Source organism: Pandoraea sp. 64-18, assembly GCF_001899225.1.
Taxonomy (GTDB): domain Bacteria; phylum Pseudomonadota; class Gammaproteobacteria; order Burkholderiales; family Burkholderiaceae; genus Pandoraea; species Pandoraea cepalis.
The window spans coordinates 260,983-284,441 of sequence record NZ_MKVU01000006.1 but is presented as its reverse complement, the minus strand read 5'-3'; the positions used below and the strand labels follow the sequence as shown (position 1 = coordinate 284,441).

Here is a 23,459-nt window from a genome sequence, read left to right as displayed (position 1 = left end):
TGGCGAAGATGGCGGGGGCGTCAGGCTATACGTGTCAGCGGTCGTGCGCTCGGCACGGCCAGCAGGGCACCGGCGTTGGGCACCTCAGGGGCCAGACCGAGGTGATCGAGCATCTGGCGCACGGTGCTCACGGCGGTCGACGTCACGGGAAGGCCGAGCCGGTCCTGCGCGAGCTGGATTGCAGGCAGCGACGGCATCTGCACGCAGGCGGACAGCACCACGACGTCTGCATTGGCCGTATTCAGCCGCTTGACGTCGTTGAGCAACTGCATGGGGTCGCGGCGTCCAACCTCAAGGTTGTCGGGAATTTCGAACGACAGAGCATCGAGCACCTCGATGCCCTCGTGCTCGATATACTCGACCACAGCTTGCGTGAGCGGCTTCATGTACGGCGCCATCAGCGCGATCTTGCGCGCGCCCAGCGTCTTTAAACCGGCGACGAGTGCACCGGCCGACGTCATGATGGCGGCTGTGCAGTGGTTCTCGCGGCTGACGCGGCGCAGGTCTTCCTCAACCTGGCGGTGGTAGCCCGGCCCCATCGCCATGATGGCCACGAGGCAAGCGGTACTCATGACATCCACACGCGCGTCGGCGAGTTCGGCGGCACAGCGCAGGCCCTCGGCGTTCATCGCCTCAAGTTCCTCCTTCACCACGCGATGCATGCGCATGCGGCTCGAATGGAAGGTGAAGCGCTCGGGCAGGACCTGTTCACGCGCGCGCAGCATGGCGGGAATCTCGGTCTCCATCGTGGTGTTGGAACTGGGCACGATCTGACCAATGCGAAATGGGGTAGGCGTCATAGGGTGATGTCTCCGGCGAGTGAGGGGGCTGCGGCGTGTTCGTTGCGGGCTCGGTATCGCTCGAGCGCCGTGCGCAGCACCAACGGCATCTCGATCGACTCGCGCGCGCCGCGCTGGATGCAGATCGGCGTGAGTCGTGCAATGAAGGCGATGTCGTTGTCGGCTTTGCGCGCCGTCATCAACAAGGTGAAGGTTCGGGTGCGAACTTCGGCGACTTCCACGGTGACGTCGAACGCGTCATCCGGCCAGAGCGAGCGGTGGAAGTCGAATGTCAGCGCGCGGGTGGGGGTGCCGAATCCGTTTCGGTTCTTGACGGCCTGTGGTGTGCCGCCAAAGAGCGATCCATAGAACAATTCGGCGATGGAGATGACATAGTCGGAAAAGGTCGCCGTGTAGACGACGCCAGCCGGGTCGCACTCGCCCCATCGCACCTGACGGCGCACTACGAAGGGCTGCTCGCTCACCACGTATTCGGTGCTGATCATGCGTCCGCCTTTGCCGTCTGGGCGGTGGTGGTACGCGCGGTTTCGGTGGCAAGGCGTTCGGCGATGGCCGCCCGCAGCGATGCCTTGTCGACCTTGCCGACGCGGGTCACCGGAAATTCGTCGACCGTCTCGATACGCTCCGGGCACTTGAACTTCGCCAGCCCCTGGCCGACGAGAAACGCGGCGAGTTCGGTGACGGAAGGCGCAACATGTCCGGGGCGCAGGATGAGATAGACACAACCCCGCTCGCCGTAAATCGGATCGGGCATGGCGACCAGCTTGGCGTCGGCAACGGCCGGATGACGGCTGACAAACGCTTCGACCTCTTCGCAGCCGATCTTCTCGCCTCCGCGATTGATGTTGTCGCGCAGACGCCCTTCGAAGGCGAAGCAGCGCACGCCGTCGATGACCTTTTCCGTGACCATGTCGCCGGTGCGCACGAAACCGTCCGGCGTGAGCGTCTGCGCCGTTGCGTCGTGCGCCTTGTAGTAGCCGCGCAGGCTCGACGGTCCACGAAAGCAGAGTTCGCCTGCGGTACCTGCTTCGGCGGGCGTCTCCGTGCCCGGAAACAGCACACGAATATCGTCGTCGTCGCACCCGGATAGCCCTTGCGTGTAGTGACGCAGCGTCGCTGGCAGATGCGCGCCGGCCCCCATAAGCAGGCCTTCGGTCGTGCCGTAGAGGTTGAAGCACGGTACGCCGAGGTGGGCTTCAAGCGAGTCGGCGCGGCTCATCGTGCCGAAGAGTTGCAGCGACGAAAGATCGTGTTTGCCAACATCCTTGTACGCGATCATTTGCGGTGCGACTGGCCCGATGGAGAGGCCATGCGTGACGCGGTGCATCTCGATCAGCGTGAGCATGCGGGCGATGTCGACACGGGGCATCAGCACGGTCGTCATGCCGGTTGCCACGGTGGACGCAAGCACGTAGAGCTGGCCGGCGTTGTGCAGCAATGGCAGCGACCAGATCATGCGGCTGTGTTCGGACATGCCGATATGGCGCATCCATGTCAGCGATTGACCGATGTACTCCGCATGAAAGCGTGGGATGATCTTCGGCACACCGGTCGTGCCGCCCGAGAGTTGGAAGCTCAGCACGTCCTCGCTACCGATGCGAAGGTTGCCCAGCACGTCGCGCGCGCGCTCGAGTGGCATCGCGTCGATAAGACGTTCGATGGCGTGATGGCCGGTGCCGGCACGATCATCCTGCTTCCCGCGCGCCACCAGCAGATGCTCCAGCGACGCGTGCCGCGCCATCATTTGACGGGCAAACCCGACGAGATCGAACGCGGAGAAATCCGCTTGCACGAAGTAGCCGCGCGCCTCGGACTGTGAAACCAGTTGGCCGATTTCCACTTCACGGTATTGCGGCACCGCACACACGGGAACGACGCCCGCCTTGTAGGCCCCCATCAGTGCGACGACGGTGTCGACGTTGGTGCCCATTTGGAAGACCGCTCGGTCGCCCGGGCGCAGGCCCAGTTCGATGAGCGCCGCACCAAGCCGTTCGCTGCGCGAGTCGAGTTCGGCGAAGGTCAGCGTAGCCTCATCACTGAGGTAGGCCGAGCGTGCCGGGACACGCGCGGCGGTCGCCCGCAACGCGTCGCCGAGGGTGGTGTCGACCCAGGCGTTCGACGCGAAATAGCGCTGCGCCAGGTCCGGCGGACAGTACGTCACGCCGTCGATACGGTGATAAATACCGCTCATAGTGTCTCCTGCACGTTCCGGTGGCGACGTTATGCGCGCGGGGCGATCCGCACGATGTCGCGTTCATAGCTTTCGATTCGGCCGTCGAGGCCGCCCGTGAACAATCCGTACCAGACGGCGGGCTTCAGGCCCAGTGCGCGACGCTCGAAAGCAATCGGCACATCGCTGGAAATCACGGTGTAGTCGCCGCGGGCTTCGACCCGGCACGACGGCAACTGCCGTGCGGCTTCGGTCAGCGGCGCAAATTCGGGCACATTAAGGACGAAGATTTGCAGCGGTTGGCGGGGCTGTGGCGTTTGAGTCCTCATGACTGACGCTCCCCATGCAGACGTTGGCCGAGGCGCTGAGCCTTGCGTTGCCAAACGGTGTCGATGCAGGTGAAGGGGGCGCCTCCTGCGAGGGCTTCATCTTCGATTTCCATGGCGGCCTCGAGCGTGGCCGACGCGTCGCGCGCATCGATGCCTTCCAGCGCGCGCAGCTTGCGGGTGATCTCGATGAAGTAGCCGTTCGGGTCGCGAAAGTAAATCGACTCGATCACCTCGTGCGCCGTCTCGGTCGAGACTTCCACGCCACGCGCTTCCAGCCGGGTCTTCCAGGCCCGCAATGCCTCCGGGCTGTCGACCCGCCATGCGGTGTGCGTGGCGTCGAATACGTGGTCGTCGGGCAACGGAGCCCGGCCAGGACGATTGGCGAGGAATGCCGGTTCCGCACTGCCCAGGTAGTAGAAGAAGGCGATCGTGCTGCCGTGGCCGCTATCGAAGAAGAAGTGCAGGAAGTCGGGGTGCGTTGCCGGCCCCCAGCCGCGAGCGGAAATCGTGTGAATCAGCGGCAGGCCGAGAATGTCGCGATAGAACTCGACCGTTTGCCGCAGTCGCCAGGTCGGCCGCGCCGTGTGATCCACGCCGTGCAGACGCAAGGCGAGATCGGCTGCGGGGATGTCGTTCAACTTCATGTCGGGTCTCCCGAAGTTCGGTAGTGCATTGGGGGGGTAGGGGCAGGGCGTGTCATTGCGGGAAGGTCTCGCGCAGCCAGTCCTGCAGCAGGCGACCGGCGATGTAGCGTCCGGCTTCTTCGCCATCGGCCAGCGCGCGGCCGTGGTGGTCGCCGCGTACACGCCGGTGCGACTTCCGCGTCGAGCCGAGACTGGCGTAGATGTCGGCGATGACGCTGGGAAAGCAGGCCTGATCGCCCGTGTACTCGATGAGCAGCGTAGGCTGCACGATGGCCGATGCGGTTTTCGACAGCAATGCGTTCGCGGACAACCCGGACCATGTGGAGAGCCACGCCTCGGGAGAGCAGACGCGGCCGAAACCGACCGAACCGTAGTTCGAGGTGAACGGATCGCTGCCCCAGAGTGAGCCGAAACGCCGGTCGGACGGGTCCAGCGTCAGGTCGAAGCAGCGCAGGTCGGCGTCGGTTCGCCAGATCGTCATCACGGGCGTGTGCGCGGCTATGCGGCGCAGGCGTGCGTCGGTCCGATCCGAGTCGTGTTTGAGGCGCTCGCGTGCGCCTTGACGCGTCGCGATGAGATCGCGCGCCATGGCGTCGAGACGCGCCACACGAGCGGTTTGCGCGGCGCGGTAGCGCGCTACGAAGTCGGCGTCGTAACGCGTCGCGGGGGCGTCCCCCGACTGCCGCGGCGAAAACCCGTTGGCCGGGTCGAACGGGTCGAGCGTCGGGTCGACGGAAAGCGCATCCTGCTCGTTGGTCACCGACGGATCGATGCAGGTTTGCAGCAGGGCACCTTGTCCGGGGTGGGGGGCGACGAAAACCACACCGTCGATGGCCGGCATGTCGAGCGAAGCCAGTTTCGTCGGACGTCCGCCTGGTGTGCGCTCGATTCGCGCTTCCGGCGCCAGCCCGGATTGCTGCGCGTAGAGGGCGTAGAGGCCACTTCCGCCCGAGTTGCCGAGCAGGATGATGCGTTTGAACCCCGCCTCGCGCAGGAATCGCATGCTGGCGGCGACGTCGTAGAGCGCGAACTCATGTTCCAGCCGCATGTCGTTGCCGACGGATCGCGGGGCCTGTGTCCATGCGGCATAGCCGGCATTCACGATATCCGGGATCAGGTAATGACATGCCATGAACTCACGCGGATGCATGATGCAGACAACAGTATCGGGCGAACCGTCGGTATAGAGTGCGCCGCTCGTTGCCGCGCCGTCTGCCGTGCGAAGGACGACATTACGCGTCGTCGCGCCCAATGGCAGATCTCGCGGATTCCAGTCCGTGTTGAGAAATCCCGCCGTCGCCCCGTGACCGACGTTACGACCTTGCAGTTGTTGACTCATCTCCTCACCTCCTTTTTTACATATTAGTCCAGTTTTTTACGAATAAGTAAACATTCGTGTTGAAATTTGACGGAGATGTAAAAAAGTCTGGGGCGAAATGCTTGCGGGGCTTTGCGCTGCAAGGGAATTTGGTTATCGTTGGGGTTTTCTGACGCCTGCGTCAAAAGAGGAACTGAAGGTCGTCATGAGCAAAGCACAGACAAAGAGCGACGCGCTGCGGGAGAACATTCTGGAGGTCGCAACGCGGCTGTTTATCGAGCGGGGTTTCGACGGGACGAGCTTCAACGACATTGCGGATGTCGTGGGCGTGAGTCGTCCGGCGCTGTACTACTACTTCAAGAGCAAGGAAGCGATTCTCGAAGTGTTGACCACGGTGGTCACTCGCGCAGCGGGGGAGTTGGCCTCCGAGGCGTTACCGGAGGATTTGCGGCAACCGGCCGCGATGTTGCGGCATCTAGTGTTGCGGCATGCTCATCTGATCCTCACGCATCCGTTGCAATTTCGTGTGGTGGAGCGCAATGAGGACAACTTGCCGCTCAAGCAAAGGAAGCTCGCCGAGCAATCGCGGCGCGCGGTGCTTGAACAGTTCCGGCAGGCGATTGAGTTGGGTATCGAACGCGGTCAGTTTCGTATGATGGACGCCAAGGTCGCCGCGTTCTCGATCATCGGCATGTGCAACTGGACAGCCTGGTGGTTCACGCCGTCCGGCCCGCGCAAGGCTGACGAGATCGCGGAGCAGATTGCCGACATGGCGCTGCGCTCGGTCGAGCAAGATGCGGGGCGGCAGCTCAGCGAGCAAAGTGTGGCGGGCGTGTTGAAGCTATTGCGTGACGATATTGATTTGCTCGAGCGACATGTCAAGCCGTAAGTGAAGGGGACTACCAGCGAGCTATGTGACTCGATTCTGATGACCCGCAACGAAGTCGAACTTCATTGGCAGGAAAAAAGGCGCGACAGGACTTTTGATCGTTTCCCAATTCAGCTCGTCCGTAGCGACGCGGCGCCGAGCGCATCGGGCGGGGTGGTCGAGGCGTTGATGCAATGGGACATCGATCAGTGGGTGCTCGAATCCATCGCCTTTCAAGTGCGTCGCCCTGTGTAATGGCTCATGGCCGGTGGCGCACACACGGGAAAGGCCGAGATCGGCTGTGGATTCAACCGGTCATTCGCAAGCGGCTCTATATGGCCTTGCGAGCGTCCGCTTAACGCGAAGGAACGGTCCTGTTTTCATCGTACATATTGGACTATGTTCCCCGCCGCCTCTCGAGCGCTACGCATTACACCAATGAGCGTGGCCGACGCAGCCCCGCACCACTCGCCGTAGCCAACCAACCACAAGCGTTCCTCGTTTCGGGCGTGCGTCCCATCTGTCCTTGGTAATCCGTCGCTGTCGCAGATCTGCAGCGGGTCAAGATGTCTGAGTGCGGGGCGGAACCCTGTGCACCAGATCACGACATCGACGCAGGAGTGCGTGCCGTTGCTCCACACGACGCCGTCTGCATCGAAGTGGTTGAACGGACGCATTGAGTGCAGAACGCCTCGCGCACGCGCGTCGCGTACAGGCGGAACCATGACGATGTCGCCCAAACCGCCCACCGGCGCCGTCATCGTGTGCCCATCGCGAAGCGCCTGCCATTTGGCTGTCGCGCGTTCGAACAAGACTCGGCCATCCACGTCATCTGGAAGAAAAGCGGGCTCCTGCAACGTCACCCACATAGCGTTGCAGACTGTCGATACCTCCGCCAGGATTTGCGCACCCGAGTTGCCGCCGCCCACCACCAGCACGTTTTGTCCGCGCAGATCGTCCGGGTTGCGATACTGCGCCGAATGCATCTGGCGACCTCGAAAGATCTCGCGTCCAGCGTAGTCTGGGATATAGGGTGCGCTCCACGTACCGGTCGCGCTCACCACTGCCTTAGCCAGCCATTCCCCACGATCAGTGGTGACCAGCAAGCCATTCTGGACACGTGAAACGGATTCGACATGAACGGGGCGTCGCACCGGGAAGTGATAACGATCCTCGTATCTCGCCAGATAGTCGATGACCTCGTTGCGCGTCGGGTACGTGTCTTGTGATACGGGCATCGGCCAGCCTGGCAGCGAACTCCATTGCGCCGGCGAAAACAGATGCAGCGAGTCCCAGGTATGTCGCCAGGCGCCTCCGGGGGCGCTCTGGTCATCCAGCACGATATGGTCGAGTCCCGCACGGCGCAGGAAGTAGGAGGTGGCAAGCCCGGCCTGGCCACCTCCGATGACTACGGCGTTAATGTCTGTAGGCATGCGTTTTCGTTCCATCTCCTGATTCGAATTTCAGCGGTGTCGCAGCCTATTGCGCTTCAAGGCGATGGTCGGCGCACTACGTGGCCGCCCGCGACGTGATCACATGCTTGAGGCCGGCTGCCCCGACCGGTGCCTCGGCAAGCCACGGAATCAATGCGGTGCGCTGCGCCAGATTGTCCGCCACGCGGCGCACGAACGGCACCTCGCAAGTCCCTCGCTGACATAGCATCGAATCGGTCGTGCCGCTCGCCAGCAACGACTGGTTGATGACCCACGCGTACGGCGAAATCCCGGCGCGCGCGAGGTCGGCGCGCAGGCGCTCCGCTTCGTGAACCGGCGTCGCTTCCGGCAACGTGACGATGAGGATTCGGCTGTAGTCCGGGTCGCGCAGGCGCGGCAGCAACTGACGGACCGACTCCGGCATGTCACCCTGTGTACGCATCACTTCGCGGTGATAAGCCTCGGCTGCATCGAGCAGCAGGATGGTGTGCCCGGTGGGCGCGGTGTCCAGAACCACAAAGCCGGATTTGCCTTGATCGACGGTACGCGCGAAGGCCCTGAAGATGGCGATCTCTTCGGTGCAGGGCGAGCGCAGATCTTCTTCGAGCATCGCCCGGCCGCCCGCGTCGAGATGCGATGCCGCTTTGCCCAGCACTTCCTCGGTGTACTGCTGCACTTCGCGCGCCGGGTCGATGCGGGTGACGCTCAGCCGAGGCACGACGCCATCGACGGTGGCGGCTACATGCGAGGCCGGGTCGGTGGTTGAGAGGATGACGTCGTGTCCACGGCCCGCCAGCGCGACAGCGATAGCCGCCGCTACTGTAGTCTTGCCCACGCCGCCTTTTCCCATCGTCATGATTACGCCGTGGCCCGTGGTTGCCAGCTCGTCGACGAGTCTCCCCAAGCCCGGCGGCAAGGCGGTTTCGGGCATCCGGCGCTCGGTCGGCATGCGCACGCGCTCGGGATGCGCCATGTCGCGCAGCGCGTCCAGGCCGACCGTGCCGCGCGGCAGAAACGGAGTGCGCGTCTGCGGCAAGCCAGCCAGTTCTCGCGGCATGTCGGCCAGCGCCTGCTGCGCACGCTGCGCCATGGCGGTCGCGATGGCGTCGTCACGCCGGTCCGTGGCAAAGAGCCCATTGATGGCCAGCACCTGGTTGTGAATGCCGAGTTCGGCCAGTTCGTGCCGCGTGCGATTCGCTTCGCGCAACGCCGCAACTTCCGGGCGACTCACCAGAACGACGGTGGTCTGCGCTGCGTTCGAGAGGCGTTCGACAGTCGCCGCGTACAGCGCCTTCTGTTTCTCTAGCCCGGCCAGTGGCCCGAGGCACGAGGCGCCCCCAGTCGACGACGAGATGAACTCGTTCCACGCCGACGGCAACGTCAACAAACGCAGCGTGTGGCCCGTCGGGGCGGTATCGAAAATCACGTGATCGAAATCGACCGTTGCCGCCGGGTCGCCGAGCAGTTTGGAGAATTCGTCGAAGGCCGCTATCTCGACCGTGCAGGCCCCGGAAAACTGTTCCTCCATGTCGCGGATCGCCGCGGCAGGCAAGACGCCGCGATACGGCCCGACCATGCGTTCCCGGTAGGCCTGCGCGGCGGCTTCGGGGTCGATATTCAACGCGAACAGCCCCGCGGCGCCGGGCACTGCCGTCGGCAACTGACTCAGGCCGACGCCAAGTACCTCGTCGAGATTGGAGGCCGGATCCGTGCTGACGATGAGCACCCGCTTGCCGCCATCCGCTAGGGCGAGCCCCGTGGCACAGGAAAGCGATGTCTTGCCGACGCCGCCTTTTCCGGTGAAGAACAGATATCGGGTCTGCGTTTCAGGAAGGGACATGAGCGCCCCCTAGCAGCAGCCTGAACCCGGCGTGCAGCAGTTGCCGGCCTTGATGTGCGGCTTTTCCGCCGCAGTCAGCGCAATGCCGAGTTTCTGCGCGAGTTGCTGGCGGGACGGATACATGCCCGTCGATACGATGTGGCCGTCGATCACGAGGATCGGCAGCCGTTCCATACCGGCTTCCATTTCCTTGACCACCGCCGCGTTGGCGGCGAACGCTTGCGGCGCCTGGCCGAGGTTGTAGCGGGCCACGGTGACGCCGTGCGCGTCGACCCACTTCAGGTCAGCAGCGAATTGCGCCAGCACGGGGTCCACGTCCACACCGCAAACGCCTGTCGAGCAACACATGGCGGGATCAAACACTTCGAGTTTCTTCATGGCAGGCACCTTGGAGCCATCGGGATTCAGCGGTTTCCACAAGCACGGGTGCGTCTGCGGGCAGAGATGAGTGAATTCGGGCAGAGCGCGGATCGCTTCGGGAATGTGGTTTCGCTCGATGCGAATGAACCCGCGCCGTGCAAAGAATGTGTGGGCGGATTCGTCGTTCGGAATAAGGTACAGCGCGCGCAGCGATCGCGTTTGCGCTAGCGCAATAGAAGCGTCGATAAGGCGACTACCGAGACCGGACGCGCGCAGCCGCGGGTGAACAGCGACCGAACGCAGCAGGGCTGCCATGCCGGCCTGTTCCAGTCCCGCCACCCCGACAATCCCGGCGTCGCGCACGGCGACGTGGAAGCCGTCGAGGCTTTGCGTCGTGAGGTCGCTGGCGGGTAGCCCGCAGGTGTCCAGCAACGCGCGGATGGCATCGAAGTCGGTGGCGGCTGCCGGGCGAATTTCGTCATCACGTGTGCTCATGCCGATGCTCCTCTACGGTCGTTGCCGGGACATCACGGACATGTCTGCCGGAGGGGGATGCATCGCGCCCGGATCGTGTCCAGCTATCGCATCGTGCCCATAATCGCACAACTGGGGCGTCGAACCCGTCGTGCCGCGCGGCGACGAGGCGCACCTTCCGCAGCGAATTTGCCCCAACTCTTACTGCAATAGCCCCGGGCGTCGGCGCTCGGGTTCGACAGGGCATCCAGCGCAAACGGGTCGATACGGCCGCTTGGCGCGCTGCCGGCGCTATACGTGTCTTGACATACGTCAAGAAGGCCACGACTGCCTCTGCCATCATAGAAGGCCGTCAACGCGGGAACAGAACCGCACGGGGGCCCAGGGGTCCGGACAAGCCTGTAGTGTCATCTGAACCTGAAGAAAGGCGGGACGGTCCTTAACACCCTCGTACCAGGACTGCATTGGCCGGCATCATCTTCCGTATTACCTGATTCCGCGTCATTCCTTTGAGGAGCAAGGTCATGAGCAACGTTGAAGTGGTCCTATGCAGCCCTGTGCGTACGGCGATCGGCACCTACGCCGGGACACTCAAGGACGTGCCGGCGCCGACGCTTGGCGCTGCCGTTATCCGCGAAAGCCTCGGGCGCGCTGGATTGGCCGCCGACAAGGTTCATTCGCTGGTCATGGGCAATGTGATTCAGGCCGGCGTAAAAATGAATCCGGCGCGGCAGGCGGGCGTCGGCGGGGGATTGCCGGTCGACGTTCCGGCGCTTACGGTCAACCGCGTCTGTGGGTCGGGAGCGCAGGCCATCGTCAGTGCGGCCACCGAAATCTGGGCTGGCATGATCGAGTGCGCGATCGCAGGTGGCATGGAAAACATGGATCGCAGCCCCTATCTGCTACCGCAAGGGCGCTGGGGTGCTCGAATGGGCGACGTGACGTTGTTCGACAGCATGCTGCTCGACGGGCTCAATGACGCCTTCAGCGGTCAGCATTCAGGCTGGCACACTGAGGATCTCGTAGCAAAGTGTGGCATCTCTCGTGAAGACCAGGACCGTTGGGCGCTGCGATCTCAACAGCGCTTCGCACAGGCTCAGGCAGCTGGACGCTTCGATGCTGAAATCGTCCCGGTGGAGGTGCCAGGTCGCAAAGGCCCAACGGTGTTCGACCGCGACGAGCACAATCGGCCGGATACCAGCGCCGAATCGCTTGCCAGGCTCAAGCCGGCCTTTCGCAAGGACGGGACGATTACCGCAGGCAACGCGCCCGGCCTGAACAGCGGCGCGGCTGCGATGGTCGTCGCCGAGCGGGGCTGGGCCGAACGCAATGGCCTGACACCAATGGCCCGGCTGGTCAGTTATGGCGTGGGAGCGGTGGAGCCGGGTTTCTTCGGCCTGGGCCCGATCCCTGCGGTGCGACAGGCGATTGCGCGCGCCGGCTGGTCTATATCGGACGTGGATCGCGTAGAAATCAACGAGGCGTTCGCGGCCATCGCACTGGCGTGTCTGCGCGAGCTGGGCTTTGCGGAAGACGTTGTAAATGTGGAGGGCGGCGCGATTGCTCATGGACATCCGATCGGTGCGAGCGGCGCTGTGCTGACTACGCGACTGTTACATCAGATGCAGCGTGGCGGCGGTCGGCGCGGGATCGTGACGCTTTGCATTGGCGGAGGACAGGGCATCGCGCTGGCACTCGAACTGCTGTGAACGCTCGTAGCCGTTGCGCGCGCAAGCCATGATTCGTTGAAGCGGTGCCGACCTTAGACATGAAAGCACCAGATCAACTGCTCCAGCCACTACATGGTTCTTCGTAGAGGTGACGTGGAGATCGTCAGCAATGTGTCCGCGCGGACGTCTCCTTATAGGCTCGAAGCTGTCGTCGGCTCTGCTACTTGTAGAAGGACTGGTTTGGGTCGAAAGCCGACATCAATTGCACCTAAGCGCCTTCGTCACCGCCTTGTCCAAACGACGTCTCACACGGCGTAACTTCCTCCTTTTGCGGAGCAACCCCGAAAAAAGTTGCGGAGCACTGCCTGAAAACGCCAGTGGCTACTACCGGGAAAACCAAGGAAAAACTGGCGGAGGCGGTGAGATTCGAACTCACGGAAGGGTTACCCCTTCGCTGGTTTTCAAGACCAGTCCATTAAACCACTCTGGCACGCCTCCGAGGCGTTGCGCACGACCGGGTGTCGTGGCAGGGGAGGTCGTCTGGTGCGACGACTTGGGATGCGTGCGGTCCGGGAGAATCGGCGTCGGAACCCCGGCGCAGACCGGTACCGCACGGCAGCCGGCATTATACCCGCTCATCCCGCCGTGTGAAGCCTTCATTCCACCCAAATCGCCTCACACCCCGCCCAAACGCTCACGCTTCCCCCGTCCCCCTCTTGTTTTGTGCCCGTCCGGCATGCATCATGCTTGAAGACGTACGGTGAACGCCCCTCGCGTTACCGTGCGAGGCCTGACATGACCGGAGACACTCATGGATGCCGACACCTCCCGCGATTCCGCCCAAGAGACGTCAAATGACGCCAGCGGCGAGCGCGCGACCGACACGCCGACGGCCAACGCCTTCACCTGGCAGATTCCGATCCTGTTCAACATCGGTGTCGACGTTTGCGACAAGTGGGCCGATGGCACCAACCGGCTCGCCCTCATCCACGAAAGCGCCGACGGCTCGCACGTGCGACTCACGTTCGATGTCCTGAAACAACTCTCGAATCAGCTCGCCAACGAATGGCGCGCCCACGGCGTCAAGGCCGGCGACCGCGTCGGCATCTTCCTGCCGCAATCGCCCGCCACCCTCGTTGCCCACGTCGCCGCCTACAAGCTCGGCGCCATCGCCGTCCCGCTCTTCACCCTCTTTGGCCCCGAGGCGCTCGCCTATCGTCTGCAAAACTCCGGCGCCGCCGTGCTCGTGACCGACCTCGCGAGCGTTGCGAAGATCGACGACATTCGCGCCGAACTGCCCGACCTGCGCCTCGTATATGTCGTCCACGACGACCTCCCCGAAGCCCATCATCACGTCGCCGACGACCAGGACTGGGGCGTCGCCGAAGATGGCCTGCTCGCGCTCTGGCCCGCCATTGCATCGCGCGACACCCATTTCGAACCCGTCCAAACCCGCGCCGACGCCCCCGCGCTGATCATCTACACCTCCGGCACCACCGGCAAACCCAAAGGCGCACTGCATGCGCACCGGGTACTGCTCGGCCACTTGCCCGGCGTCGAGACGTCGCACAACGGCTTTCCGCAAGACGGCGACCTGATCTGGACCCCTGCCGACTGGGCCTGGATCGGCGGACTGCTGGACGTTCTGCTCCCCGCGCTGCATCACGGCGTGCCCGTGCTCTCGCGACGCTTCGAGAAGTTTGATCCGGTCGCCGCGTTCGATCTGATGGCCCGCCACGGCGTGCGCAATACCTTCCTGCCGCCCACCGCGCTCAAGATGCTGCGCACCGTCCCGTCGCCGCGCGAACACTGGCCGCTGCAACTTCGTTCCGTCGCCAGCGGTGGCGAGTCACTCGGCCCCGAACTGCTGGCCTGGGGGCGCGAGCACCTCGGTGTCGATATCAATGAGTTCTACGGGCAGACGGAGTGCAATATGGTCGTCTCGTCATGCGCGGCTGAATTTCCGGCGCTGCCCGGCGCTATCGGACGCGCTGTTCGCGGGCATGACGTGACCATCGTCGACGACGACGGCACGCCGCTGCCGGTGGGCGCCGTCGGCAACATCGCGATTGCAAGACCCAACCCGGTCATGTTCCTCGGCTACTGGCATAACCCGGAAGCCACGATGGACAAGTATCGCGGCGACTTCCTGCTCACGGGGGACTCGGGATTCGTCGATGCGCAGGGCTACATCACGTTCACCGGGCGCTCGGACGATGTGATCACCAGCGCCGGATACCGTATCGGCCCCGGGCCCATCGAAGACTGCTTGATCCGACACCCGTCCGTGCAGTTCGCCGCTGTCATCGGTGAGCCGGATGAACTCCGCACGGAGATCGTCAAGGCCTTCGTAGTGCTGCGCGAGGGGTATGAGCCGTCCGCCGCACTGGCCAAGGAAATTCAGGATTTCGTGAAGCACCGTCTGGCAGCCCACGAGTACCCGCGCAAGGTGGTGTTCCTGCCGGAATTGCCAATGACCGTCACCGGCAAGATCATCCGCAAGGCGCTGCGCGAGATGGGCACCGTGCTGGGGTAACGCAGCGGTGCCAGGCCGTCACTTCGTGTCGCGCTCGAGGAACATTCCCTGAAGGTCGTTCAGGAAGCGCTGCCCCAGCTCGGTTGGGGCGATGCGCAGCGGGTCGTCGACGAGCAACCCCTTCTCGACACCGGCCGCCAGCGCCTTGGCAAGCCGTGCCATCGGCAACCCGGTGCGATCGGCGAACAGCTCGCTCTTCACGCCTTCGGTCAGCCGCAAGGCGTTGAGCATGAACTCGAACGGCAAATCACGCACGTCGACCTCGTTTTCCTCCTGCACCGCGTTGCCAGCCGCAGCCGCGTCCATGAAGCGCTGCGGATGCTTGTGGCGGATCTGTCTCAGCACCCGGTGCGGGAACGAAATCTTGCTGTGCGCGCCGGCGCCGATGCCGAGATAGTCGCCAAACTCCCAATAATTGAGGTTGTGCTTGGCGCGTCGGTGCGGTTGCGCATAGGCCGACACCTCGTAGTGTCCATACCCGGCCAGCGCGGTGCGCTCGGCAATCCAGTCCTGCATGTCGGCGGCCGTGTCGTCGTCGGGCACGGTGGGCGGGTATTTGTGGAACTGTGTGTTCGGCTCCAGCGTGAGGTGATACAGCGACAAGTGCGGCGGCGCGAACGACAACGCCGTCTCCACATCCTGCTGGCACTGCGCCAAGGTCTGGTTCGGCAACGCGAACATCAGATCGAGGTTGAAGTTGTCAAAGTTCGCCTGGGCGATCTCGATGGCATGACGCGCTTCGTCGCCATCGTGAATGCGCCCGAGCGCCTTCAGATGCTCGCTATTGAAGCTCTGAATGCCGATCGACAAACGATTGATGCCGCTTGCGCGGAAGCTGCGGAACTTGTCCGCCTCGAACGTGCCGGGGTTCGCTTCCATGGTGATTTCGGCATCGGCGTCGAGCGGCAGCAGCGCGCGCAGATCCGAGAGCAGGCGGTCCAGACCGGCGGCCGACAGCAGGCTCGGCGTGCCGCCCCCGATGAACACTGTGTGCACGGGACGACCCCACACCAGCGGCAACGCCTGCTCCAGATCCTGACGCAATGCATCGAGATAAGCTTGCTCGGGGAACGCTTGCGCGCCCCCGTCGCCACGCCACTCATGCGAGTTGAAGTCGCAATACGGACACTTGCGCACGCACCACGGAAAGTGCACGTACAACGACATCGGCGGCAGCGCCGGCAGACTGATCTTGCCGGGTCGCAGGAAGTTCTGCACGGGCAACTCGGATTGACTCATGCCGTTCACGCCTCCCGGCCCAGCTTTTCCAACAACACGCGCAGCGCGCGCGCCCGATGGCTGTGCGCATTCTTCACAGCGGGATCGAGTTCGGCCGCCGTCTGATTCAACGCGCGGATGAGAAAGTGCGGATCGTAGCCGAAGCCATGCGCGCCGCGCGGCGTGTCGATAATTTCGCCATCCCAGCGGCCTTCGGCAATGATCGGCTGCGGATCTTCGGCGTGACGCACCAGCACGAGCGCGGCGAAGTAGTATGCGTCGCGATAACCGGGGGTGTCGGCGTGCGGCGCGAGTTGCTCGATCAAGTGGCGATTGTTCGCGGCATCCGATTTCTCGCGTCCGGCGCGTGCCGCGTAGCGCGCGGAATACACGCCCGGCGCGCCGCCGAGGATCGGCACGCACAGACCGGAGTCGTCCGCCAGCGCCGGCAGCCCCGTCGCGGCCGACGCATGACGCGCCTTCGCCAGCGCATTCTCGACGAAGGTCACATGGGGCTCGTCGGCTTCGGACACGCCGAGCATTCCCTGCGGTACCAGCTCGATGCCGAGCGGCGCGAACAATGACGCGAACTCGCGCAACTTGCCCGGGTTGTTCGACGCCAGCACGATCTTCTGCATGCCCATCCTCAGACTCCGAGCGCGCGCTTCTGGGCGTCGATCAACTGACGAATGCCGGCGTCCGCCAGATCGAGCAGCACGTTGCTTTGCGCACGGGTGAACGGCGCGCCTTCGGCCGTACCTTGAATTTCCACGAAGCCGCCCTCGCTCGTCATGATGACGTTCATGTCGGTGTCGCACGCGGAATCTTCGACGTAGTTCAGATCGAGCACCGGAGCGCCCTGATACAGCCCGACCGAAACGGCGGCGACGTGCGCGCGAATGGGCGACGTTTCGAGTTTGCCGTCGGCGAGGAGTTTCGAGACCGCGTCGTGGGCAGCGACGAAGGCGCCGGTGATCGAGGCGCAACGCGTGCCGCCGTCGGCCTGGATGACGTCGCAATCGATCTGGATGGTGCGCGGGCCGAAGGCCTCGAGGTCGAACACGGCGCGCAGCGAGCGGCCGATCAGGCGCTGGATCTCCTGTGTGCGTCCACTCTGCTTGCCGCGCGCGGCCTCACGATCGCCGCGGGTGTGCGTGGCGCGCGGCAACATGCCGTACTCGGCCGTGAGCCAACCCTGGCCGGAGTCGCGCAGGAAGCCCGGGACTTTCTCTTCCACGCTGGCGGTGCAGATGACCTTGGTATCGCCGCATTCGATCAGCACCGAACCTTCGGCGTAGCGGGTGTATTGGCGTGTGATGCGCACGGGGCGCAATGCGTCGTGCGCACGGCCGTCCGGGCGGGGAATTTGCGTCATGAGTGAGTGTCCTGCAAGGTGAATGGGTGCGGCAATACCCGAATGGTATCGCTAAACGCCGCAGGCTTGGCGGCGCGGCCCGGCAGCGCGGGCCGATTCGGGAGCACAACGCTGGAAAGTGCGATAATCGCGTTTCATCCATGCATGCGAATCCGGTTGCTGCATTGCCTCGCGACAATACTGCCGCGCGGCTGTGGTTCCGGTCACCCCGATGAAAGACAATAATATTTTCAGTATGACCGGCTACGCCAGCGTCACGCGCGACATTGCGCATGCCGATGGTGCCGCAGGCGCGAGCGTGTCGGTCGAATTACGTACGGTCAACTCGCGTTTCCTCGATCTGGCATTTCGTATGCCCGAAGAGGCGCGTGCCTGCGAACCGGTACTGCGCGAAGCGCTCACCGGCAAGCTCTCGCGCGGCAAAGTCGACATCCGTATCAACGTGCAGCGCCCCGAGAATGGCACGAACGGTGCCCTCAATCTCGATGCCGTCAAACAGCTCGCCGATCTTGAACGGCAAGTGCTCGCGTGCTTCCCGGATGCCGAGCGCATGCGCACCGGTGAGATCCTGCGCTGGCCGGGCGTGCTCGGCGAAGAGTCGGTCACGGCCGACGCGCTGCGTGATGCCGTGATCGACGCCGGACGTGCCGCCATTGGCGACCTCGTCGACGTGCGCAAGCGCGAAGGCGCTCAGCTCAAGGCAAGCCTCATCGAGCGCATCGAGTTCATGGAGAAGATCCTCGTGGGCCTGCAGCCGATGGTGCCGGAGCTGATCGCACGTCATCAACAGAAGATCGTCGACCGACTTCTGGAAGCGCTGGGTCTTGTGGTGCCGGAAGGTTCCGCCGCGCCGAGCAAGGACGAAATCGCCGAGCGCATTCGTCAGGAAGTCACGATTTACGGTGTGCGCATCGACGTCGCGGAAGAACTTACCCGACTCGACGCCCACCTGAAGGAAACCCGCCACATCCTCGACAAGGGGGGCTTGGTGGGCAAACGGCTGGACTTCATGATGCAGGAGCTCAATCGCGAAGCGAACACGCTCGGCTCGAAGGCCGCCTCGAAGGAACTCGCCGATGCCTCGATGGCGCTCAAGCTGTACATCGAGCAGATGCGCGAGCAAGTGCAGAATCTGGAGTAAGCCGCATGTCCGCGTCATCGCCAATCCCGCAAGCTACCCTGCACGCCGAGTATCCCGGCAATCTGTTCATGGTGGTCGCCCCCTCGGGGGCGGGCAAGTCCACGCTCGTCAACGCGCTGCTCGCGCAGGACGCCGACATCTGCCTGTCGATCTCCAGCACCACGCGCGCGCCGCGTCCGAACGAGGAAGAGGGCGTGCATTACCACTTCATTTCGGTCGAGCAGTTCCTGGCAAGCCGGAAGGCCGGCGAGTTCCTGGAAAGCGCCGAAGTGCACGGCAACTATTACGGCACGTCGCGCGTATGGATCGAGGACCAGATGCGTGAAGGTCGTGACGTGTTGCTGGAAATCGACTGGCAAGGCGCACAGCAGGTGCGCAAGCGCTTTTCGAACGCGGTCGGGATCTTCATCCTGCCGCCGTCCATCGCGGCGCTCGAGGAGCGCCTGAAGAAGCGTGGGACGGACGAGCCTAATGTCATTGCGCGTCGTCTGTTGGCGGCCGGCGGCGAAATCGCCCACGCGCCCGAAGCGGATTTCATCATCATCAACGACGAATTCCAGCGCGCGCTCGATCAACTGCAATCGGTGTTCACCGCCGTGCGTCTGCGCTTCGCGTCGCAGTATGCGCGGCACCGAACCTTGTTCACCGACCTGGACATTCACGCACCGAACGATCCCTCGTAACACCCTCGCATTCGCCGAGCGCGCTGGCGTTTTTCGCGAGCGTGCCGCGGCTGCGATAGAATACGCCTCATATCAAGAAGGAAACTCCTTATGGCCCGAATTACCGTTGAAGATTGCCTGAAACGTATCCCCAATCGCTTTGAGCTGGCGCTCGCCGCGACGTACCGCGCGCGCCAGTTGGCGCAAGGTCACACGCCGAAGCTCGAGAACAACAAAGACAAGCCGACCGTTGTCGCGCTGCGCGAAATCGCGGCGGGTCAGGTGGGTGTCGAGATGCTCAAGAAAGTGCCGCTCTGATCGGGAGACAGCACTGATGCGATGTGACGTTCCGGGCCGCTCGACGATGCAGGTACACGTATGAGTCATGCAAAATCACCGGCCGCGTCCATCGCTGCGGATGAACCCAAAGCGGGGGAGCCGAAGCCCGAGCGTAAAAAGAAAAAGGGCGAAAGCGCCACGCGGCAGTACATTGACGCGCTGCTCGAGCAGTCGTATCGGCACCTCTTCGGTCCGACGGCGACGCCAGAGCAGCCGCGCAAGCATGAGGTCGTCTCGATCGCCCGTCTGAAGGGCATGCTTGGGGAGTACCTCAAGGAGAGCGACCTCGCGCAAATCAAGGAAGCTTTCCAGTTCAGCGACGAAGCCCACCTGGGCCAGTATCGCCAGAGCGGACAACCCTACATTACCCATCCCGTCGCCGTTGCCGAGATCTGTGCCGAGTGGAAGCTCGACGCCCAGTCGATCATGGCCGCCTTGTTGCACGACGTGATGGAAGACCAGGGCGTGACCAAGGCCGAACTCGCCGAGCGATTCGGCCCGAAGGTCGCGGAACTGGTCGACGGTCTGTCGAAACTCGACAAGATGGAGTTCAGCAGCCGCGAAGAGGCGCAAGCCGAGAGCTTCCGCAAGATGCTGCTGGCGATGGCGCGCGACGTTCGTGTCATTCTCGTCAAGCTCGCGGACCGGCTGCACAACATGCGCACGCTGGGCGTCACGTCGACGGAGAAGCAGCGCCGCGTGGCGCGCGAGACGCTCGATATCTACGCGCCCATCGCGCACCGCCTGGGCCTGAACAATACCTACCGCGAGCTGCAGGATCTGAGCTTCGCGAATTATCATCCGCGTCGCTACGCCGTGCTCGACAAGGCCGTGAAGGCCGCGCGCGGCAACCGGCGCGAAGTGGTCGGCAAGATTCTCGACGCCGTCGAGAAAGCGCTCACGGAAGGTGAGGTAAGTGCCGATGTTTTCGGTCGCGAGAAGACGCTCTTCAGCATCTACAACAAGATGCAGGAGAAGCAATTGTCGTTCTCGCAGGTGCTCGACGTGTACGGCTTCCGCGTCGTCGTCGAGTCCAATGCGCAGTGCTACCTCGCGCTCGGCGTATTGCACGCGCTCTACAAGCCGGTGCCGGGCAAGTTCAAGGACTACATTGCGATCCCGAAGGTCAACGGCTATCAGTCGCTGCATACGACGCTCGTCGGCCCCTTCGGCACCCCGATCGAATTCCAGATTCGTACGCGCCGCATGCATGAAATTGCGGAAGCGGGCGTAGCCGCTCACTGGCTATACAAGAATGGCGGCGCGGATATGAACGATGTGCAGAAGCACGCGCATCGTTGGCTGCAATCGCTGCTCGACATCCAGAGCGAGACCGGCGATTCGACCGAATTCCTCGAACACGTCAAGATCGACCTGTTCCCCGATGCCGTCTACGTCTTCACGCCGAAGGCGCGCATCATGGCGCTGCCGCGCGGTGCCACGGCGCTCGACTTCGCGTATTCGGTCCACAGCGACCTGGGCAATCAGTGTGTCGCCGTCAAGATCAACAACGAGCTGCTGCCGCTGCGCACCGAACTGAAGAACGGCGACATCGTGGAAGTCATCACGGCGCCGTATTCGAAGCCGAACCCCGTCTGGCTTGGGTTCGTGCGCACCGGCAAGGCGCGCTCGGCGATTCGCCATTACCTCAAGACGATGCGCTTCGCCGAGTCGGTGCAACTGGGCGAACGGCTGGTGGAGCAAGCGCTCAAGGGCTACGGCCTGACAATGAGCGAAATTTCGCCGGAGACCTGGGACAAGCTCGCGCAGTGGACGGGCAACAAGGATCAAGAGGATATCTTCGCGGACATTGGTCTGGGCCGTCGGGTCGCGGCGGTCATGGCCAAGCGCCTCGCGGTGCTCTCGTCGGGCAAGGAAAGCGAGAACGACACCGACAGCCCGGACGATCCGGACTCCCCGCGTAACGGCGACGAGACGGTCGGGCCGCCGGTGCTCATTACCGGCACGGAAGGCATGTCGGTGCAGTTCTCGGCATGCTGCCGCCCGATTCCCGGCGACGCGATCATGGGGTATATCGGCATCGGGCTCGGTATGGCGATCCACACGACCGATTGCCCGGTCGCGCGTCGCATTCACCGCAAGGACCGAACCCGCTGGATCGATGTGGCGTGGTCCCCGCAGCCGGGGCGTCTGTTCGATGTGGGCATCAAGGTGCTCGTGCGTCACAATCGCGGCGTGTTTTCGCGAGTGGCGGCCGACATTACCGCCTCGGACGCGAACATCGTGCACATTGGCATGGACGAAGTGGTGCCGGACGAATCGGCAACGCTGCGCTTCCTCATTCAGGTGAGCGACCGCGTGCATCTGGCCAACGTCATGCGCCGCATTCGCGTGAATCCGGATGTGATGCGCGTGGCGCGCGAGCGACCGAGCGAGCGCCATCAGGAAGAGCTGCACGCTAACCACGCCATGCGCATCACGCGCGAGCGCGGCGACTACTGACGCGCGGGCCGGTGCCCCCGTCGAACGGGCGCGCGCCGGCACACACTGCCTGGATGGCCTGATTCGCTAGCCGTCCGACGGCGGGTAGTGCACGTCCAGTATCTCGATCTGTTCGAGCCCGGCCGGCGTGCGCAGCGGCACGGTGTCGCCCACTTTCGCTTTGGTGATCGCGCGGGCCATCGGCGAAATCCAGCTCACATATCCCCGGTCGAGATCGACTTCGTCGATGCCGACGATCCTGATCGTGTGCTCGTCGCCCTTGCCGTCGGCATAGGTCACTTGGGCCCCGAAAAACACCTGATCGACGTTCTCCTGACGCCGCGTATCGACCACTTCAGCGTTATCGAGGCGTCGCGTAAGAAAGCGGATACGCCGATCGATCTCGCGCAAGCGCCGCTTGCCGTAGATGTAATCGCCGTTCTCCGAGCGGTCGCCGTTGGACGCCGCCCACGACACGATCTTCACCACCTCGGGGCGTTGATTGTCGATGAGGTCGAGCAATTCGTTCTTCAGACGTTGATAGCCCGTCGGCGTGATGTAGTTCTTGGTGCCCGCGGGAATGGCCGGGGTGCCGGCGTCGAGATCGTCATCGTCGTCGCCACTGTCTTCCTTGACAAAGGCTTTGTTCATAAGTCGGTGCACGCGCTGCGCGCGTGTGGGGAGCGTTTCGGGATCCCTGCATTATAGGAGCGATGCGCATCGACCATGGGCGCAGGCGCAAAAAGGCGCTCGGCAATCATGCACAGGTGTCATGGAGCGAGCCGGCAATGTCCTCTACAATCGGTTCACATTCGCCCCATTGCCCATCCGAACGCAGGAGAGCTGCACCATGACCGATTCCACCAGCCCCTTCCTCGCCGTGCTCAAGCCGCACCTGAGCGACATCGGCGCCTTTACCGTGCAGCGCAGTCTGCCCAGTCTGCCGTTCAAGACGGTCGGGCCGTTCATTTTCTTCGACCACATGGGGCCGGCCACGCTGTCGCCGGGCCAGGGCATGGACGTTCGTCCGCACCCGCACATTGGGCTGGCGACGGTCACGTATCTGTTCGACGGCGAGATCTGGCATCGCGACAGTCTTGGCAGCGATCAGCGTATCACCCCGGGCGCGGTGAACTGGATGACGGCGGGGCGCGGCATCGTTCATTCCGAACGCACGCCGCACGATGTGCGCGAGCGCGGCGGCGACGTTCACGGGATTCAGACGTGGGTGGCCCTGCCGCAGGCCGACGAGGAAACCGAGCCGTCGTTTGCGCATCACGAGGCGTCGTCGCTGCCGGACATCTTCCTGCCCGGCGTGCATATGCGCCTGATTCTCGGCCAGGCGTTTGGCCAGACGGCGCCGGTGAAGGTGTTTTCGCCGATCTTTTATCTGGCTGTCGATATGGCGCCGTGCTCGGCGTTCGTGCTGCCGCCCGAGTATGCGGAGCGCGCCGTGTACACCGTGCAGGGCGAGGTGACGGTGAACGACGAGGTGCTGCCCGAACATCGTATGGGCGTGCTCGCTCAGGGCGCGGATATGCGTATTGTGGCAGGCGACCAACCGGCGCGATTGATGCTGCTCGGCGGCGCGCCGCTCGACGGCGATCGGTTCATCTTCTGGAACTTCGTATCGTCGAGTCGCGAGCGCATCGAACAGGCCAAGGCCGCCTGGACGGCCCAGCAGATGGGCACGGTGCCCGGCGAGACGGAGTGGATTCCGCTGCCGGAGCGAAAGCCGTCGGCTAACTAAGCTTCGTTGGCGTGCCTCGACGCCGGTTGCCGAAACGCTCGGCCACCGACGTTTTTATTCGGGGACGTGGGCGCTGGTGGGCAATGCCGC

The 23,459-nt window shown here is 63.6% G+C and carries 22 protein-coding genes, 1 tRNA gene and 1 pseudogene; 9 read left to right on the top strand and 15 right to left on the bottom strand.

Features of this window, described 5'->3' with window-relative positions; all coding sequences use genetic code 11:
• Nucleotides 1–20: 20 nt before the first annotated feature.
• From BGP02_RS04005 to BGP02_RS03980, 6 genes are read right to left on the bottom strand one after another with little or no spacing between them, the layout of a single operon-like run.
• Nucleotides 21–800: a maleate cis-trans isomerase family protein gene (locus tag BGP02_RS04005; RefSeq protein ID WP_286797857.1), complete on the bottom strand. Its 780-nt coding sequence runs from the start codon at nucleotides 798–800 to the stop codon at nucleotides 21–23.
• Nucleotides 797–1,285, bottom strand: a complete 489-nt coding sequence (locus tag BGP02_RS04000) for an acyl-CoA thioesterase (protein ID WP_286797856.1) — start codon at nucleotides 1,283–1,285, stop codon at nucleotides 797–799. The genes BGP02_RS04005 and BGP02_RS04000 overlap by 4 nt, the downstream gene beginning before the upstream one ends.
• Entirely contained in the window at nucleotides 1,282–2,991 is a 1,710-nt protein-coding gene (locus tag BGP02_RS03995; protein ID WP_286797854.1) for an AMP-binding protein, read from the bottom strand. The genes BGP02_RS04000 and BGP02_RS03995 overlap by 4 nt, the downstream gene beginning before the upstream one ends.
• Nucleotides 2,992–3,020: 29 nt before the next feature.
• Nucleotides 3,021–3,299: a hypothetical protein gene (locus BGP02_RS03990; protein ID WP_232424593.1), complete on the bottom strand. Its 279-nt coding sequence runs from the start codon at nucleotides 3,297–3,299 to the stop codon at nucleotides 3,021–3,023.
• Nucleotides 3,296–3,943 (bottom strand): VOC family protein, encoded by a 648-nt coding sequence (locus BGP02_RS03985; RefSeq protein ID WP_232424594.1) that lies wholly within the window; start codon nucleotides 3,941–3,943, stop codon nucleotides 3,296–3,298. Before BGP02_RS03985 ends, BGP02_RS03990 begins: the two co-directional genes overlap by 4 nt.
• 52 nt (nucleotides 3,944–3,995) lie before the next feature.
• Nucleotides 3,996–5,282 (bottom strand): alpha/beta fold hydrolase, encoded by a 1,287-nt coding sequence (locus BGP02_RS03980; RefSeq protein ID WP_286797851.1) that lies wholly within the window; start codon nucleotides 5,280–5,282, stop codon nucleotides 3,996–3,998.
• A gap of 97 nt (nucleotides 5,283–5,379) precedes the next feature.
• Between BGP02_RS03980 and BGP02_RS03975 the strand changes: the two genes are divergently transcribed.
• Together BGP02_RS03975 and BGP02_RS03970 are read left to right on the top strand one after the other, a co-directional pair.
• Nucleotides 5,380–6,150 carry a TetR/AcrR family transcriptional regulator gene (locus BGP02_RS03975; protein WP_232424595.1) on the top strand — a complete coding sequence of 257 codons (771 nt, stop codon included), beginning with the start codon at nucleotides 5,380–5,382 and terminating at the stop codon, nucleotides 6,148–6,150.
• 39 nt (nucleotides 6,151–6,189) lie between these two features.
• Nucleotides 6,190–6,384 carry a hypothetical protein gene (locus BGP02_RS03970; protein WP_286797849.1) on the top strand — a complete coding sequence of 65 codons (195 nt, stop codon included), beginning with the start codon at nucleotides 6,190–6,192 and terminating at the stop codon, nucleotides 6,382–6,384.
• Nucleotides 6,385–6,509: 125 nt separating this feature from the next.
• Here BGP02_RS03970 and BGP02_RS03965 read toward each other — a convergent pair whose 3' ends face one another.
• From BGP02_RS03965 to BGP02_RS03945, 4 genes and pseudogenes are all read right to left on the bottom strand, one after another.
• The gene (locus BGP02_RS03965) at nucleotides 6,510–7,562 is read right to left on the bottom strand and encodes an ArsO family NAD(P)H-dependent flavin-containing monooxygenase (protein WP_286798170.1); all 1,053 of its coding nucleotides are present in this window, start codon (nucleotides 7,560–7,562) and stop codon (nucleotides 6,510–6,512) included.
• Between the two features lie 76 nt (nucleotides 7,563–7,638).
• Nucleotides 7,639–9,402, bottom strand: a complete 1,764-nt coding sequence (gene arsA, locus BGP02_RS03960) for an arsenical pump-driving ATPase (RefSeq protein WP_286797847.1) — start codon at nucleotides 9,400–9,402, stop codon at nucleotides 7,639–7,641.
• A 9-nt stretch (nucleotides 9,403–9,411) separates the two neighbouring features.
• Nucleotides 9,412–10,257 carry an arsenite efflux transporter metallochaperone ArsD gene (gene arsD / locus BGP02_RS22315; protein WP_150564084.1) on the bottom strand — a complete coding sequence of 282 codons (846 nt, stop codon included), beginning with the start codon at nucleotides 10,255–10,257 and terminating at the stop codon, nucleotides 9,412–9,414.
• 137 nt (nucleotides 10,258–10,394) lie between these two features.
• Nucleotides 10,395–10,532 (bottom strand): annotated as a pseudogene (locus tag BGP02_RS03945) (arsenate reductase ArsC); the annotation flags it as partial.
• 228 nt (nucleotides 10,533–10,760) lie between these two features.
• On the opposite strand from BGP02_RS03945, the gene BGP02_RS03940 reads away from it, so the two are divergent.
• The gene (locus BGP02_RS03940; protein ID WP_286797845.1) at nucleotides 10,761–11,945 is read left to right on the top strand and encodes a thiolase family protein; all 1,185 of its coding nucleotides are present in this window, start codon (nucleotides 10,761–10,763) and stop codon (nucleotides 11,943–11,945) included.
• 369 nt (nucleotides 11,946–12,314) lie between these two features.
• Here BGP02_RS03940 and BGP02_RS03935 read toward each other — a convergent pair.
• Nucleotides 12,315–12,404: transfer RNA gene (locus tag BGP02_RS03935), tRNA-Ser, on the bottom strand.
• Nucleotides 12,405–12,717: 313 nt separating this feature from the next.
• Here BGP02_RS03935 and BGP02_RS03930 point away from each other — a divergent pair.
• A complete protein-coding gene (locus BGP02_RS03930; RefSeq protein WP_017233493.1) occupies nucleotides 12,718–14,442 on the top strand; it encodes an acyl-CoA synthetase in 1,725 nt (574 codons plus the stop codon).
• An 18-nt stretch (nucleotides 14,443–14,460) separates the two neighbouring features.
• Here BGP02_RS03930 and hemW read toward each other — a convergent pair whose 3' ends face one another.
• The 3 genes from hemW to rph are packed head-to-tail and all read right to left on the bottom strand — an operon-like array spanning nucleotide 14,461 to nucleotide 17,035.
• The gene (gene hemW, locus BGP02_RS03925) at nucleotides 14,461–15,681 is read right to left on the bottom strand and encodes a radical SAM family heme chaperone HemW (RefSeq protein WP_268566469.1); all 1,221 of its coding nucleotides are present in this window, start codon (nucleotides 15,679–15,681) and stop codon (nucleotides 14,461–14,463) included.
• 5 nt (nucleotides 15,682–15,686) lie between these two features.
• A complete protein-coding gene (rdgB, locus tag BGP02_RS03920; protein ID WP_150564087.1) occupies nucleotides 15,687–16,304 on the bottom strand; it encodes an RdgB/HAM1 family non-canonical purine NTP pyrophosphatase in 618 nt (205 codons plus the stop codon).
• Nucleotides 16,305–16,306: 2 nt separating this feature from the next.
• The gene (gene rph, locus BGP02_RS03915; protein ID WP_017233496.1) at nucleotides 16,307–17,035 is read right to left on the bottom strand and encodes a ribonuclease PH; all 729 of its coding nucleotides are present in this window, start codon (nucleotides 17,033–17,035) and stop codon (nucleotides 16,307–16,309) included.
• A gap of 211 nt (nucleotides 17,036–17,246) precedes the next feature.
• Here rph and BGP02_RS03910 point away from each other — a divergent pair, with 211 nt between their 5' ends.
• From BGP02_RS03910 to BGP02_RS03895, 4 genes are all read left to right on the top strand, one after another.
• A complete protein-coding gene (locus BGP02_RS03910; protein ID WP_165385319.1) occupies nucleotides 17,247–18,176 on the top strand; it encodes a YicC/YloC family endoribonuclease in 930 nt (309 codons plus the stop codon).
• 5 nt (nucleotides 18,177–18,181) lie between these two features.
• Complete coding sequence (gene gmk, locus BGP02_RS03905) at nucleotides 18,182–18,859, top strand: guanylate kinase (protein WP_017233498.1); 678 nt, start codon at nucleotides 18,182–18,184, stop codon at nucleotides 18,857–18,859.
• A gap of 90 nt (nucleotides 18,860–18,949) precedes the next feature.
• Complete coding sequence (rpoZ, locus tag BGP02_RS03900; protein WP_017233499.1) at nucleotides 18,950–19,156, top strand: DNA-directed RNA polymerase subunit omega; 207 nt, start codon at nucleotides 18,950–18,952, stop codon at nucleotides 19,154–19,156.
• 60 nt (nucleotides 19,157–19,216) lie between these two features.
• Complete coding sequence (locus BGP02_RS03895; protein ID WP_017233500.1) at nucleotides 19,217–21,640, top strand: RelA/SpoT family protein; 2,424 nt, start codon at nucleotides 19,217–19,219, stop codon at nucleotides 21,638–21,640.
• Between the two features lie 66 nt (nucleotides 21,641–21,706).
• Here BGP02_RS03895 and greB read toward each other — a convergent pair whose 3' ends face one another.
• Entirely contained in the window at nucleotides 21,707–22,270 is a 564-nt protein-coding gene (gene greB, locus BGP02_RS03890) for a transcription elongation factor GreB (protein WP_286797839.1), read from the bottom strand.
• A gap of 199 nt (nucleotides 22,271–22,469) precedes the next feature.
• Here greB and BGP02_RS03885 point away from each other — a divergent pair, with 199 nt between their 5' ends.
• Complete coding sequence (locus tag BGP02_RS03885) at nucleotides 22,470–23,369, top strand: pirin family protein (protein WP_150564088.1); 900 nt, start codon at nucleotides 22,470–22,472, stop codon at nucleotides 23,367–23,369.
• Nucleotides 23,370–23,459 lie beyond the last annotated feature (90 nt).